At 41.5% G+C, this 13,359-nt stretch carries 15 protein-coding genes; 7 read left to right on the top strand and 8 right to left on the bottom strand.

Annotated features, from left to right (window positions below; all coding sequences use genetic code 11):
* The first annotated feature begins 139 nt into the window (after positions 1–139).
* Positions 140–568 carry a rhodanese-like domain-containing protein gene (locus ICL16_RS07115; RefSeq protein WP_420485259.1) on the top strand — a complete coding sequence of 143 codons (429 nt, stop codon included), beginning with the start codon at positions 140–142 and terminating at the stop codon, positions 566–568.
* Between the two features lie 38 nt (positions 569–606).
* On the opposite strand, the gene ICL16_RS07110 is transcribed toward ICL16_RS07115, so the two are convergent.
* Complete coding sequence (locus tag ICL16_RS07110) at positions 607–1,230, bottom strand: ribonuclease H-like domain-containing protein (RefSeq protein WP_190826158.1); 624 nt, start codon at positions 1,228–1,230, stop codon at positions 607–609.
* A 42-nt stretch (positions 1,231–1,272) separates the two neighbouring features.
* Complete coding sequence (locus ICL16_RS07105; protein ID WP_190826157.1) at positions 1,273–1,815, bottom strand: CAP domain-containing protein; 543 nt, start codon at positions 1,813–1,815, stop codon at positions 1,273–1,275.
* Positions 1,816–2,158: 343 nt separating this feature from the next.
* Here ICL16_RS07105 and ICL16_RS07100 point away from each other — a divergent pair, with 343 nt between their 5' ends.
* From ICL16_RS07100 to ICL16_RS07090, 3 genes are all read left to right on the top strand, one after another.
* On the top strand, positions 2,159–4,312 hold the full coding sequence (locus tag ICL16_RS07100; protein ID WP_190826156.1) for a cytochrome-c peroxidase: 2,154 nt from the start codon (positions 2,159–2,161) through the stop codon (positions 4,310–4,312).
* A gap of 240 nt (positions 4,313–4,552) precedes the next feature.
* On the top strand, positions 4,553–4,897 hold the full coding sequence (locus ICL16_RS07095; protein ID WP_190826155.1) for a translation initiation factor: 345 nt from the start codon (positions 4,553–4,555) through the stop codon (positions 4,895–4,897).
* A gap of 104 nt (positions 4,898–5,001) precedes the next feature.
* Positions 5,002–5,163, top strand: a complete 162-nt coding sequence (locus tag ICL16_RS07090) for a YqaE/Pmp3 family membrane protein (protein ID WP_190826154.1) — start codon at positions 5,002–5,004, stop codon at positions 5,161–5,163.
* 98 nt (positions 5,164–5,261) lie between these two features.
* Here the strand turns inward: ICL16_RS07090 and ICL16_RS07085 are convergent, their stop codons facing one another.
* Positions 5,262–5,855, bottom strand: coding sequence for a DUF1517 domain-containing protein (locus ICL16_RS07085; RefSeq protein ID WP_190826153.1), 594 nt, complete (start codon positions 5,853–5,855; stop codon positions 5,262–5,264).
* 84 nt (positions 5,856–5,939) lie between these two features.
* Complete coding sequence (locus tag ICL16_RS07080; RefSeq protein WP_190826152.1) at positions 5,940–7,505, bottom strand: pentapeptide repeat-containing protein; 1,566 nt, start codon at positions 7,503–7,505, stop codon at positions 5,940–5,942.
* 80 nt (positions 7,506–7,585) lie between these two features.
* On the opposite strand from ICL16_RS07080, the gene ICL16_RS07075 reads away from it, so the two are divergent.
* Complete coding sequence (locus ICL16_RS07075; RefSeq protein ID WP_190826151.1) at positions 7,586–8,425, top strand: prephenate/arogenate dehydrogenase; 840 nt, start codon at positions 7,586–7,588, stop codon at positions 8,423–8,425.
* 54 nt (positions 8,426–8,479) lie between these two features.
* Here ICL16_RS07075 and ICL16_RS07070 read toward each other — a convergent pair whose 3' ends face one another.
* Both ICL16_RS07070 and ICL16_RS07065 read right to left on the bottom strand, forming a co-directional pair.
* Positions 8,480–9,859 carry a cytochrome c biogenesis protein gene (locus ICL16_RS07070; protein WP_190826150.1) on the bottom strand — a complete coding sequence of 460 codons (1,380 nt, stop codon included), beginning with the start codon at positions 9,857–9,859 and terminating at the stop codon, positions 8,480–8,482.
* 92 nt (positions 9,860–9,951) lie between these two features.
* Entirely contained in the window at positions 9,952–10,692 is a 741-nt protein-coding gene (locus tag ICL16_RS07065) for a cytochrome c biogenesis protein CcdA (RefSeq protein WP_190826149.1), read from the bottom strand.
* Between the two features lie 146 nt (positions 10,693–10,838).
* Here ICL16_RS07065 and ICL16_RS07060 point away from each other — a divergent pair, with 146 nt between their 5' ends.
* Together ICL16_RS07060 and ICL16_RS07055 are read left to right on the top strand one after the other, a co-directional pair.
* Positions 10,839–11,090, top strand: a complete 252-nt coding sequence (locus ICL16_RS07060; protein ID WP_190826148.1) for a hypothetical protein — start codon at positions 10,839–10,841, stop codon at positions 11,088–11,090.
* Complete coding sequence (locus tag ICL16_RS07055) at positions 11,084–11,440, top strand: type II toxin-antitoxin system PemK/MazF family toxin (protein ID WP_190826147.1); 357 nt, start codon at positions 11,084–11,086, stop codon at positions 11,438–11,440. Before ICL16_RS07060 ends, ICL16_RS07055 begins: the two co-directional genes overlap by 7 nt.
* A gap of 35 nt (positions 11,441–11,475) precedes the next feature.
* Here ICL16_RS07055 and ICL16_RS07050 read toward each other — a convergent pair whose 3' ends face one another.
* Positions 11,476–12,684, bottom strand: a complete 1,209-nt coding sequence (locus ICL16_RS07050; protein WP_190826146.1) for an FtsW/RodA/SpoVE family cell cycle protein — start codon at positions 12,682–12,684, stop codon at positions 11,476–11,478.
* 270 nt (positions 12,685–12,954) lie between these two features.
* Entirely contained in the window at positions 12,955–13,161 is a 207-nt protein-coding gene (locus tag ICL16_RS07045) for a phycobilisome linker polypeptide (RefSeq protein ID WP_190826145.1), read from the bottom strand.
* Positions 13,162–13,359 lie beyond the last annotated feature (198 nt).

Below are 13,359 nucleotides of genomic sequence, written 5' to 3'. Positions count from 1 at the left end.
CGATAATCTTGAATCAGCAAAGGATGCAGTTAATGATGCTGCTCAATCAGCAAAAGATACAGCTAAAGATGCTGCTCAATCAGTGAAGAGTGCAGCGGAGTCACTAGGGAATAAAGCGTCTAATGTAGTAGGCAATGTCATTCCCGTTCCCCCAGAGCCACCCATTCAACCACAATCAGATGTTCACTCTCTCAAGTCTCGCCTGGAGTGGGGCGAACCAGCTTTGACAATTCTAGATGTGCGCGATCGCCAAATTTTCAACGAAGGTCACATCATGGGCGCTATGGCAATGCCAGTTGATGAATTGGTAGATAAAGCAGTACCATCTTTGGCAAAAACCCGTGATATCTATGTTTACGGTGACAGTGACCAACAATCTGCTCAGGCTGCACAAGCCCTAAGAGGTGCTGGGTTTGTACACGTTTCTGAACTAAAAGGTGGTTTGGCAGCATGGAAAGCAATTGGTGGTCCTACCGAAGGAATTATTGAATCTAGAACTCCAGCAGGAGCTGATGACTACAATGTAGTAGCTAGATTACAAAACCACGCCGAAACACAGCAGAAATAATTTAATGTAGAGACGTTCCGGCGGAACGTCTCTACATATCAATGTTCAAACAAATCCTTAAATTGCAACAAATCTAAAGAAACTATAGTAGGTAAACATTGAAAGCATTGTTGAGCAAGTTCTAAGCGTTCCTCGCGTTGCAACATTTGTACCAATTTTTGCTGCACATTGAGTAAGTAACGTACATCATTAGCAGCGTAACTTAGTTGAGCTTCAGAGAGATTAGCAGCGTTGCCCCAGTCAGAACTTTGAGCGCTTTTATCTAATTCTATTTTTTCTAATTCTTGGACTACATCTTTGAGTCCATGACGTTGAGTGTAAGTCCGAGCTAATTTACTAGCAATCTTAGTACAGAAAATAGGAGCAACGTGAATGTCCAAATGGTAGCGTAAGGTAGCTATGTCAAAACGTGCAAAGTGAAAAACTTTGAGGACATTCGTTGCTTGGAGTAGTCTTTTGAGATTAGGGGCTTCAGTTTGTCCCTTGTGAATGCGTAGTGCGGAAACTTTGCCTTCGCTGTTGCAAAGTTGAACAAGACATAAGCGATCGCGATTCGGTAGTAATCCCATTGTTTCTGTATCTACAGCAATCGCTTCTGCTTGTAGGTAATGACAAAGGGTAGTGTCACTGATGTCGCGATCGCAAACCTGAAAATCTTCCATGAATTAGATCTAGTCCATTTGATTACTTATAATATCAACAACCTATTTACCACTACGGATAAATATTTGTGTCAAGTAAACTTCGCCTTTGCTATTGGTTGCTACACCAATTCCAGTTAAGTTGTAATTACCTTTAAGATTAGTAAGATGTCCAGGACTGTGGAGCCAGCCAGTAACAGCTTCACTTGCCGGATCGCTATATCCTAAATTGTAAGCAACATTCTCTGCCGCACTTCGATAACGAATCGGAATAGCAGTGACTCGCCTTCTAAATCCTTGATGGCTAAAAGGGACTTTACCAATTGCCATATTTCGACTATGAATTCTGGCTTGCTGACTAATTTTGGCGTTGAGAGAGAGCCTACGTAAACCTTTAGAAACCCGATACCGATTGATTTGGTCAAAAATAGACCTTTCTAAATCAGTGTTTTTTACAGTAATAGAGGATTGTGTTGCTCGACTTGAGGAAATCGAAAACGGTTGATTTTGTGTAGAAGTGTGACCTGTTCCAGAAGTGTTAGTTGTCAATCCACTCACAAGGACAAGCGTACTTAAAGCAACGCCTAAAGCAGTTTGTCGGAACATTGAGAATTAAGTAATGTGTAGATTTACTGGACGTATCCTCTGATTATTAGTTTCTTGATATACTTATATACTTTTCAGTATTAAAGAGGATAGCAAATCATTGCACATTTTGATACCTTCGTCAAGAGTTGCAAATTACAGTATTGGGCAGTAAAAGTAATTTAAATCAAAAATTTAAAAACTCCACAATCAAAAATAAATTTACGGAAACATTTTTGTGTAACAGTTTAACACCAGCGATTGTATAAAAGTGTTACAAAATTGAGTAATTTATGAAACCACCACTGTTGTTTAACTAAAGGGCTAGTTGTCCTCAGTAAAAACAACCAAGGAAATAACGTGTATGAGCGATGTGTCTACAGGACCACCAATTGTAACCAGACTGCTGCGGCAGTGGTCAAGGTTCTCTAGGAAAATCACGCTGCACATAACAGTTGCTGCACTCGTTGTAATTCTAGTCTTAACCGGACATACAGTGTCAGCGCAGTTAAGAGGTGAAGCGCCTTCCCAGCCACTAGCTTCTTTAGAAGGCGTGCCAATTCCAGAACCAGACAATCTCAACAACTTTATTAAAGATAAGGTGGCGGCGATCGCACTAGGAAAATCTTTGTTTTGGGATATGCAACTAGGTAGCGACGGCATTCAGTCGTGTGCTAGTTGCCACTTCCATGCTGGTGCAGACAACAGGTCAAAGAACCAGCTTAACCCAGGTCTAGGGAATATTTTCAACATCGGAGGTGCGCCAAACTACCAGCTAACTGTAGCAGATTACCCATTCCACAAGTTAGCAGATCCCAATAACCGTAAGTCAAATGTTCTGTCCGACAGCAATGACATCACCGGCTCCCAAGGAGTTTTTAAATCAAGATTCGTTGATGTCGTTGTTGGCAGTGACAAAGACAATGTGACTCCCGAACCTGATCGGGAGTTCAACGTCAATGGCACAAATGTCCGTCAAGTGACAGGGCGCAACTCTCCCACTACAATCAACGCGGTATTCAACTTCCGCAACTTCTGGGACGGACGTGCTCAGAATATTTTTAACGGTGTCAATGAATGGGGTTTGAGAGATCGCAACGCCTTTGTCTTAAGAGCAAACAGACCAAATCGACTAGCAGACGTGCGAGTTAGACTCAAAAATTCGTCTCTTGCTTCGCAGGCAGTAGGTCCACCTCTGAGTGCTTTCGAGACCTTTGCCGAAAACGATGATATCATCGCACCATTTAGGGTTGATGTGTCGGAAACTGATAATCAAGTTACGGTTTCCAGAGTCAACGAACCAGAGACTATTGGCACTACTGTTGAGGCAACAGGAACCGACGACGCTGACGAGTCAACACAAGAAGCATCAACCAATCAGTCCGTAAGGTTTAGAAGATTTGGAAGGAAACTCGGTAAGAAGCTAATTGCCCTCAAACCGCTTGCCAAACAGGTAGTCCATCCAGATGATAGCGTTCTTGGTCGTTACAGAGCGCCTGACAAAGGTTTGAATAAAACCTACGACGCGATGATCCAAGAAGCCTTTCAACCGGAGTGGTGGAATTCCAATATAGTTGTCCAAATTAACCCGAACACAGGCGAGCGAACATTCATCCCCAAGCCAAATCGCCCCTTAACTACCACCGAATACACACTTTCCGAGTACAACTTCTCGCTATTTTTCGGTCTGGCAGTTCAAGCTTACGAAGCTACATTAGTTTCGGACAATGCGCCCATTGACCAGTACTTGGAAGGCAACACCAGGGCATTGACCAACCAGCAGAGGCGAGGGCTAGAAATTTTCGAGAACAAAGGCAAGTGCATCAACTGCCACGGTGGAGCCGAATTCACCAATGCTTCAGTTAAAAACGTGCAGAACGAACGACTTGAACGGATGGAGATGGGGGATGGTGGCGAAGCTGTCTATGACAACGGCTTCTATAACATAGCTGTCAGACCTACCCAAGAAGACCTTGGTGTAGGTGGTACAGAGCCAGAGGAGATCGGCGGCAAACCACTTTCCGAATCACGGCTAGCGCAGCAGGGGCTTTTTAGGCAGTTTCTCGGCATACAACCCAATATCAGAGTTAACCGCAACCAGAGGGTAGCTGTAGATGGAGCTTTCAAGACACCAGGACTGCGCAATGTAGAGTTAACCGCTCCCTACTTCCATAACGGCGGACAACTAACCTTAGAGCAAGTTGTCGAATTCTACAACCGAGGCGGAGACTTTAACGAACAGAACATTGCTAACTTAGACCCAGATATTCAAAGACTTGGGTTGAGCGCCCAAGAAAAATCTGACTTAGTAGCTTTCCTCAAAGCGCTAACAGACGAGCGAGTCCGGTTAGAGAAAGCTCCCTTCGATCACCCACAATTGTTCGTTCCAAACGGACATCCAGGAAACCAAAACTCCGTCACTAACGACGGTAAAGGACAAGCCACAGATCAGTTACTAGAAATTCCAGCAGTTGGACGTAACGGAGGTAGTGGCACTCCCAACTTCCTAGCCAACTAATCAAATTTCACTACTGCTAAAATTTTGAACCACAGATAAACACAGATGAACACTGATAATCATCTGTGTTTATCTGTGTCCATCTGTGGTTTTTATCTCAAATAAATTTACTTGTGCAAGAGGTATATGGAGAAACGCTAAAATGACATAGTGACCTTAATTGTAAAAAACTTACTCCCCTTCTTCTTGGCTTCCCCCAGGTTTAAACCCCAGGCTATGCGGTTCCATAAACTCAACCATATGTCATCAAAGCCCAACCCCTCCGAAAAACGTTTTGTCTATCAAGAATTTGGTAACGACAACTCCCCAGCCTTGGAAAGAGCAACACCAGAACTACCTCCAGAAAAACAAAACCTGCGAGTACAGGCTACTCGTGCTGGGCGCAAAGGCAAAACTGTGACAGTAATTACTGGTTTTCAAACTAAATCAGAAACTCTACAAGCATTATTAAAGCAGTTAAAGACTCAATGCGGTACAGGTGGAACAGTTAAAGAAAATGAAATAGAAATTCAAGGGGAACACAAACAGAAAATCCTCGACATTTTGATCAAACTAGGTTATAAAGCCAAAATTAGTGGTGGCTAGGAATGCGGTTTACCGAACTAACTTAGCAATGCTGTTTTGAGATATAAATGTTATCTTTGAAAAGTACATAAATCCCATCGTACTAATAGGTGCAGGAGGGAGTAATGGATTTAGTTCGGATATTGTGTGCAATTTTTCTACCGCCACTTGGAGTGTTTTTGCAAGTGGGTTTAGGTAAGGACTTTTGGATTAATTTACTTTTGACTATTTTTGGATTTTATATTCTGGGAATTGTTCACGCTGTGTGGGTAATTGCCAAAAAGTAAATAATATTTTAGCAAGAAAGTCATGATATTTGTGGGACGGGCAGGATGCCCGTCTTTAATTATGGGCGGACAAGATGTCCACCCCACAAAAGCTATCTTTACAACGGTATTAACTCTGGGTAATGTTGGAGCAACTGATCGCTAGTTAGTTCATCGCCTAACTGGGCTGGGGAGAAATGTACCTGCACTGCTCTTAATTTGTGTTGGTAGTGCAGGTTAATCATAGCTTTCAAACCATTCTTTAGTGCTTGAACATTAGAAAGATCTGTTTCCAAATCTGGTACTTCTCCTTCATAAGCTACTGTAATCATCACAACTACGTTGCGCGTTACAGGTATAGATAAAGGTTCATTTGCTCTAGAGTAAGAATCATAGGCTGGTTCACTCAGATACCGCTGGGCAGAATCGGTAAATAATTCATTCACAAAGTCTCCTGCCTCACCTTCGCTCCAAAATACATCACCCTCATTGGCGGCAGAAAGCCAATATTCATCGTATTGTAAAAGAGTTTGAGAAATTTCTACCAATTCTTCTCCCAAAATTTCTACATCGCCTTCAACATCAATTGCTCTACGCCCAGCACTATTCAAGACTCCTAAAATTGGTGCTACTTCACCCCCACCTAAATGTAGCATTATGCGACACACTACATAACGAGTTCGACCGATCATTCTGTTAAAGGTATCACGCATTTTTTTTTCTCTCCTTAAATTTGTAATTGATTAGTACAGACGCTCCGCCGGGATATTCGGTACAGACGCTCCGCCGGAGCGTCTCTACTGTGATATATAATGAAACCCTTTGACAAAATCAACAACCATACTTAATGATGGTGTTAATAATTTTGCTGCCTCTGTTGAGTTATTGCTATGGGCTGAACTATTCCCTTCAGTACGGGTGAACATTTTTTTACCAAAGTTGGGATGATTGTGTAAAATCAGATTTTGAGAACTAGAATTTGTGATAATTGTCTGTGTAGGTGCTTGGAAAAAATTGAGTTTTGCTGCTATATTCAATATTTTATTCATTTTTTTTATAGTTGTAACATATTCTATTGCTTGGTCTAAAATAGTGTTTAATAACTTCATTTGATTAGGGGTTTTTAGAGTTAGTTTAGCAATATCTTCAGTAATCATCATGGATACTGCTGTACAAATATTTTCCTGTGTGGCTATGGCATCTTTGAAGGGGAGAATAGCTACATAAGCGGTAGCAAATAAACTTTCGTCACTATCGACTCGGAAGCTAAAAACTGTTCTTCGTTGCCCGATTTCCATACTGGGCGGTTGTTTCAGTTCCTGGTATTTCTGGGCAATTTGGTGATAAACACCCCCCAAAGCAAAATTTGCTTCGTGATCTAAGGCTTTGTCTACAATAATCCGGATTGTTGGTGAAGTTTCATTAAAAAAGTCGCGTGAGTCAAGAGAACTAAAACGCTGGATCAAAGAGTCATCACCTGCGGAACTAAGATCAATCCACTCACAAATCATGCCTTCAGTCTTTAAACCAAACCTGGAGGTAGCATATAGTTTTGCCCCAGTTAAAATTGCTTTTGTTAAATCTGCTCCTATCCATTCTGCTTTTATTAATCTTGCTTGGGTTAAATCGGCGTGAACTAAACTGGCATTAGTTAAGTTAGCGTTGCTTAAGTCTGCTCCAATTAAATTAGCACCACTTAATTTTGCTCCACTTAAATCTGCCCAAGAGAGATTCGCCCCACTTAAGTCTGCCCAGCGAAGATTTGCAGCGCTCAAATTAGCTCCACTTAAGTTGGCACGGTTAAGATTTGCTTGCTTGAGTTCGGCATTTTGAAAATTTGCGCCAATTAAATCGGCGCGGCTGAAGTCAGTGTTGTTTAAGTTAGCTAACTCTAGGTTAGCTGCTGTTAAGAAACCGTCTCTTAAATTTGCCTCACTCAAATTGGCTTCCCGGAGTACGGCGTTTCTGAGAGTAGCTTCTCGCAAATCCGCACCACTAAGGTTTGATCCTAATAAATCGCTGTTGCTCAAATCCGCCCGAATTAACTCAGAACGAATGAGTGTAGCTTTTCTGATTTGGGCGCGACTTAAATCGGCGCGAATTAAATTAGCTACGTTGAGGCTAGCACCATTGAGATTGGCGTTAGCAAGATTAACCCCACTGAGTCTTGCGACATTTAGTTTGGCATAGCTCAAGTTAGCGCTCATCAGATTTGCACCACTCAGATTTGCCACATTTAAGTTAGCATGACTTAAGTTTACACCACTAAGTTTTACCCCACTTAGGTTAGCTTCCGAGAGATCAACACTATTAAAATCTCTTACTCCTTGTAGATATTGTTCTAGCAATTCCTCTACTGTCATCTAATGCCACCTCACCTGATGCCAACTTGGATAAGTTGGTATATGCAAATCACGTTTTTTAAAGAAGGTAAAAATCACGAATGAATATTGGTATTTTAGGACTTGGACTGATTGGTGGATCTTTGGGTTTAGATTTGCGATCGCATGGGCATCATGTCTTGGGTGTTAGTCGCCGTGAATCTACCTGTACTTTGGCACATGCCAAAGGATGTGTAGATGAGGCGTCAGTTGACATGAAGTTGCTATCTGCGGCAGAGGTAGTATTTATTTGTACACCTCTAGGGCTTATTATTCCCACATTTGCGCAATTAATCGCTCATTTGCCCGAAAATACAGTAGTAACTGATGTCGGTTCGGTTAAAACACCGATAGTTAAGGAATTGTCTTCTTATCGGCATAATTTTCTTGGTGGGCATCCAATGGCGGGCAAAACAGACAGTGGTATAGAAGCTGCCACTCTACATTTATTTGCAAACAAGCCTTATGTACTCACACCATTAGCCGACACACCAACGGCGGCAACTAGCTTAGTTGATAAAATTGTCCGTGAGCTAGGGGCGATTATTTACTATTGTTCCCCAGAAGATCACGATCGCGCCGTCAGTTGGATTTCTCATTTACCTGTGATGGTTAGTGCTGCTTTGATTGCTGCTTGTATGAATGAACCTGACGCAAATGTGTTACAATTAGCGCAAAAATTTGCTAGTTCCGGTTTTCGTGATACTAGCCGTGTCGGCGGTGGTAATGCAGAATTAGGCGTGATGATGGCACGGTACAATCGCTCTTGTTTGTTGCATTCTCTTCAACAGTATCGCCACAATCTTGATGAATTAATTCACTTAATTGAGCTTGAAGATTGGACAGCTATAGAACAACAGCTACAATCAAATCATCTAGCAAGACTTCAATTTACCGATTAAGAAATTATTTACATTCCTAGTGTGTGCGAGCGCGCAAATTATAGGTAAATTATATCAACCATTTTTTGGCGCACTACCAAGCAAATCTAACATTTCTAAAAACTCGCGCTCAAAGGTGACGTGAGCGCGATTAGTTTTACCGCCCACGTATAAATTCCCTTCTTTTTGCAATGCCCAAATTTGGGAGTGAGAGAAGTAGCTCATTACTACACCTAGCATGAGTAAAGCAAAACCTGTATAAACCATTGGTATTCCGGGATCGGATTTAATTTGCAAACCAGTACTCCCAACTACGTCCAGAATTTTGAGCGTGACGTTATTGATTTGGGTAGACATTCCCGCACGAACGGTATCAACTAGTTTACCAGTGGCATCGTAAATCAACACCATTCCTTGTAAGTCTTTTGCTAGCACCGAGACGCCGGCACTTAAATCTGGTTTGGTAGGAATCCAAGTTCCCCAAATGCGCCCATTACCGTTGGTATTTAGTTGTGCCATTGGTAATTGGAAAATTGGACTGTTATTAACTCTGACACGAATAGCAGCAATTCCCCAATCTGTTTGGTAGAAAGTGACGCCGTGATAACGTAAAGGTTGATTAACGAAAATCGTCTTGCGATCGACTTCATGTTGTTGATTGTCTAAGACAGACATATCAGAGTAAAACTGATCGATTCCACCAGAAGAAGTATAGTCAATCCAAAAACGATTGACTCGTACAGACCAATCTTTACTTACTTGTGCTGCCCAAGGTCCAGCCTCTACAATATTCTTCACTTGAAATGTGTCGCCGCTAGTAACCATTTCTTGAGCAACAAACCCAGTCATTGCTCCCCAAATTCCTCCCAGTAGGATAGTTACTATGCCTACATGAACTATGATAGGTCCAATGCGACCAATGATTCCTTTGCGAGCGTACAGAGTATCGCCTTCAAGAAATACCTGATAGCGACGATTCTGTAGTATAGACGTAACATTTTCTAGAGACTTTACATGTAACGTCTCTACATCAAATTCTGCGCTCAGAGCTAATTTTTGAATGCGATGAGATTTTTTGTAATATCTCCATTTCCGCGCAGCTTTTAAGATCCGGAATTGAGTGGTTAGGCTACAAGCAGTTAAACTTGTACCTAGTAATATCAACAATGACAAAAACCACCAAGTACGATATACATGATCTAAGCCCAAGGTTAAAATGACTTTCCAAGTGAGGAAACCAAACAAAGCAGGATGTTCTGGGTAGTTAGTTTGGTAAAATGCTACAGATTGACCTTGTTCAATTACAGTACCGGTGGCACTAAAAACGGCAATTACTAGCAGCAATACAATAGAATAGCTAAAATTCGTCAGCACCGACAATAATTCCCGCCACAAAAGCCGTACAGCTGCTAACCAAGAATTTGGAGGGTTGGAAATAGGATTTTCTATAGTCATTTTAAGCGATCGCTATATATAAAAAATTTTGGCGTAGGGTGCGCGATTCGTAGTGTAACGCACCATCTACTAGTGAGGAGAGAAATATTTACTTACAAACTGCCAATTGGAATCCGTGAAATTAGAGAAAATACGCCAAATCCTACCAACAACGCTCCACTGACTGGATTAATCCAACTAGACCAACGACGCAACTCTAGTATTTTCTTAATTGAAGCAGTAAATGTACCTGCTAATATTAAAGGTGCTACATAACCCGCTGTATAACAAAGCAGTAAAACAGCACCTAAAACCAAGTCTTGCGTATTAGCAACCCAACCTAGCAAACTAGCTAGTACAGGTGTACTGCAAGGCGAGGCGACGACACCAAAACTCACACCAATTAAATAAGCACGCAACTGTTGGGGTAATTCTTGAGAAATCCACTCTGTACCACCAAAAGAGGGCATTTGCAGGGGCAATGCTTCTAGTAAGTTCAGCCCCATCAGGATGGCGATAATACTAACAATAATTGGTAACCCAATTCCTATTTGACCGTAAACTTTTCCGACAAAAGCTGCTATAATTCCTAGCCCTGCTAATGTAGTTGCCAATCCTAAAGCAAACCACGTTGACTGAGCAGCAGCTTGAACACGGCTTTTGGCTTCGTAACCACCTATGTAACCAATGGTAATTGGCAGCATAGAAAGCATACAAGGTGAAAGGCTAGTAAGTAAACCAGCGAGAAAAATTACACCTGTACTGAGTAAACTCAGGTGTGTTAGCTGGTTAGAAACCAAGCCATTGGCAAATTGTTCTAGTTCGTAAAGTCGGGTTTGTAGGGTTTCAAGCATGGAGTATGTAAAGCGGGAAAGCTTACTATGCTTGAATTTTAGCTTAAGATAGCGCTTTTAGGTTGGAGTGCGGCTCACGCTTATTCAATTATTGAAATTAGTAAGATTAAAAGTTATACTTTTAGTATAACTATAAGTGTGAATTTATGGGACACATTAAAACTGCTATCTCACTTTCAGAGTCTTTATTAGAGGAAGCTGAGACTGTAGCTAATGAAATGAATGTTTCGCGTAGTAAGTTGATGGCGATCGCACTAGAAGAATTCCTCAAGCGCTATCACAATCGACAGTTATTGGCGCAAATTAACGCCGCTTACACAGATCCTAATGAGGAAGAACAGAAAGTTATTAGTAGTATGAGTCGCCATCATCGACAGATGGTTGAAGGCGAATGGTAATTAATCAAGGCGATATTTTTTGGATTGATTTAGAAAAACCTTTAGGTTCCGAACCTGGTTATCGTCATCCCCATGTAGTGATTCAAAACAATGTATTTAATCGTAGTCGCATTAGTACTGTTGTAGTTTGTACCTTGACTTCCAATCTTAAACGTGCATCTGCACCAGGGAATGTAATGCTAGATGTGGGGGAAGCAGATTTGCCAAAGCAAAGTGTCGTTAACGTTTCTCTGATTTTCACTGTAGATAAAAGACAGCTTGGTGAAAAAATTGGTACACTTTCACCAGAAAGAGTAAGGCAAATTCTTGATGGAGTAAAACTGGTTGTAGAACCTCGCAATATTGAGTAGCATCTGCTGAAATCAAGCTAATAGCTCATCTGTATTTATGTATGGGGTTTCCTTCTGCTTTGTACCTTGTGCCTTGTGCCTTCTTCATCTTTCCCATTCTCTCGTATAGGCACTACATCAGCCTCACTACTTTCGCGTGCTACCCTAATTAGTAACGCAGCTGAGATCAAACTAGCAATCATTGAATTACCACCATAACTGAACATTGGCAAGGGTAATCCGGTAGTGGGCAGAATCCCAGTGGCTACACCAATATGCAGCAATGATTGTCCGACAATTAAAATTGTCGCACCGATCGCCACCAATCTATGAACTGGCTGCTTTGCTTTGAGTGCCACAATTAATCCCAGAGTTGCATATAAAGCTAACAGTACTAACAGCAGCATACTGCCGACAAAACCAAATTCTTCGGCAAATACCGAAAAAATAAAATCAGTATCTTGAATTGGCAGATAAAACAGCTTTTGCTGGGAAAGCCCAAACCCCACTCCCCATCTTCCACCAGAACCTACTGCCAGTAAACTTTGGATTAGCTGATAGCCATCTCCTGTTGCATCTGCCCAAGGATTGAGAAAAGACATTACCCGTTTGCGTTGATATTCTTTGAAACTTATACTTACTACTGCCAACAGCAATCCACCAACGGCAGTTCCCCCTAAATATTTGTAAGGCAACCCAGATGCAAGGGCAATCAGCCAGATTGTCATACCGCAAAGTGCTGTTGTACTTAAGTTAGGCTGCGCCAAAATCCCGATAATCACAAGACTAAAAACAGCCAGCCAAGATAAACGAATTTCCCAACTCAAACGTTCCCATTGACCAAACAGCCGCGCACTTTGTAGTACCAAAAAAGGTTTAATAATTTCCGAAGGTTGAATTGGAAGTGGTCCTACAAGTCGGCGTGCCGCACCAAGTTCCGTTTTTCCCACTCCGGGAATTAAAGTCACGAAAATCAAAACTAATAAGAGTATCACAACCCAAGGTGATGTGCGCAAAATTTTCCGTAAGGGTACATTGACAATGATATTGAATCCTACCCATGCAGCTAAAGTCCAAAGCAGTTGACGCTTAAAGTAGTACAGCCCATCATTATACTTCGCGTCAGCGACGGCATAAGATGCCGAAAATAGCATTACTAACCCAGAACACAGCCAAATTAATGTTAACCAGCGCAGCAGCCGCGCTTCCCATGCCCAGGTGGACACAGAGTCGTCAAATAATGGAATTAAACCGCGTAAATTCACAATTAAATTTTCGATATTTAACGTAGAGACGCTCCGGTGAAGCGTCTCCACCCCGCGTCTGTATCTGAGTACGCGATGATACCATATATTTATTCACATTTTGATAAGTATAATAAATTTAAATACTATCGAGAATAAATCATAGATACCCGACTTCTTAAAGAAGTCGGGTATCTATAAGACTCTTCAATTAGGCGATCGCATATTTTAATAAAAAAGAGGTCTATTAAACCTCTTTTCAACTCCCTAAAAATATTTTGTTTACAGGAATTACAGTAAGCCAGTATTAGTACCTTGCTTACCTGTTGCCAGTTCCACCTTAACGATTTTACCGCCCATTTTTTGAATACGTTGCTGTTCGCGGAACCAGTTTTCGTAAGGAACTAACTTAGTAAAGAAAGTATTTTGCAGTTCACGCTGAGTGCGAATTCGGGTTTGGCTAGGAACACAAGCTGTAACTTTAAATAACCGTGACATGCTGTTAAAACTCCTGTAGTGATTGTGAAAACTTTTTTATGTGAATAAAAAGAAGAAAGAATCTTTATTTATTTACTAAGGCTGGAAATCAAGCGTCAATACTAGATCGTTAACACTCATCATTCTTAAATTTAACAATCATAAGCGACAGAACGCCCTAGCACTCACGACTGATTTCCAGACCTTAAGCCGCACCTA

The organism is Iningainema tapete BLCC-T55 (genome assembly GCF_014698965.1).
Lineage (GTDB): Bacteria > Cyanobacteriota > Cyanobacteriia > Cyanobacteriales > Nostocaceae > Iningainema > Iningainema tapete.
The sequence above is the reverse complement of the archived record's forward strand: the minus strand, read 5'-3'. Positions and strand labels throughout refer to the sequence as shown.

Bases quoted from the DNA above. Each gene is read 5' to 3' on its own strand.
- ICL16_RS07110 (WP_190826158.1), bottom strand. From the start codon at position 1,230: ATGGAAGATTTTCAGGTTTGCGATCGCGACATCAGTGACACTACCCTT.
- ICL16_RS07105 (WP_190826157.1), bottom strand. From the start codon at position 1,815: ATGTTCCGACAAACTGCTTTAGGCGTTGCTTTAAGTACGCTTGTCCTT.
- ICL16_RS07100 (WP_190826156.1), top strand. From the start codon at position 2,159: ATGAGCGATGTGTCTACAGGACCACCAATTGTAACCAGACTGCTGCGG.
- ICL16_RS07095 (WP_190826155.1), top strand. From the start codon at position 4,553: ATGTCATCAAAGCCCAACCCCTCCGAAAAACGTTTTGTCTATCAAGAA.
- ICL16_RS07090 (WP_190826154.1), top strand. From the start codon at position 5,002: ATGGATTTAGTTCGGATATTGTGTGCAATTTTTCTACCGCCACTTGGA.
- ICL16_RS07085 (WP_190826153.1), bottom strand. From the start codon at position 5,855: ATGCGTGATACCTTTAACAGAATGATCGGTCGAACTCGTTATGTAGTG.
- ICL16_RS07080 (WP_190826152.1), bottom strand. From the start codon at position 7,505: ATGACAGTAGAGGAATTGCTAGAACAATATCTACAAGGAGTAAGAGAT.
- ICL16_RS07075 (WP_190826151.1), top strand. From the start codon at position 7,586: ATGAATATTGGTATTTTAGGACTTGGACTGATTGGTGGATCTTTGGGT.
- ICL16_RS07070 (WP_190826150.1), bottom strand. From the start codon at position 9,859: ATGACTATAGAAAATCCTATTTCCAACCCTCCAAATTCTTGGTTAGCA.
- ICL16_RS07065 (WP_190826149.1), bottom strand. From the start codon at position 10,692: ATGCTTGAAACCCTACAAACCCGACTTTACGAACTAGAACAATTTGCC.
- ICL16_RS07060 (WP_190826148.1), top strand. From the start codon at position 10,839: ATGGGACACATTAAAACTGCTATCTCACTTTCAGAGTCTTTATTAGAG.
- ICL16_RS07055 (WP_190826147.1), top strand. From the start codon at position 11,084: ATGGTAATTAATCAAGGCGATATTTTTTGGATTGATTTAGAAAAACCT.
- ICL16_RS07045 (WP_190826145.1), bottom strand. From the start codon at position 13,161: ATGTCACGGTTATTTAAAGTTACAGCTTGTGTTCCTAGCCAAACCCGA.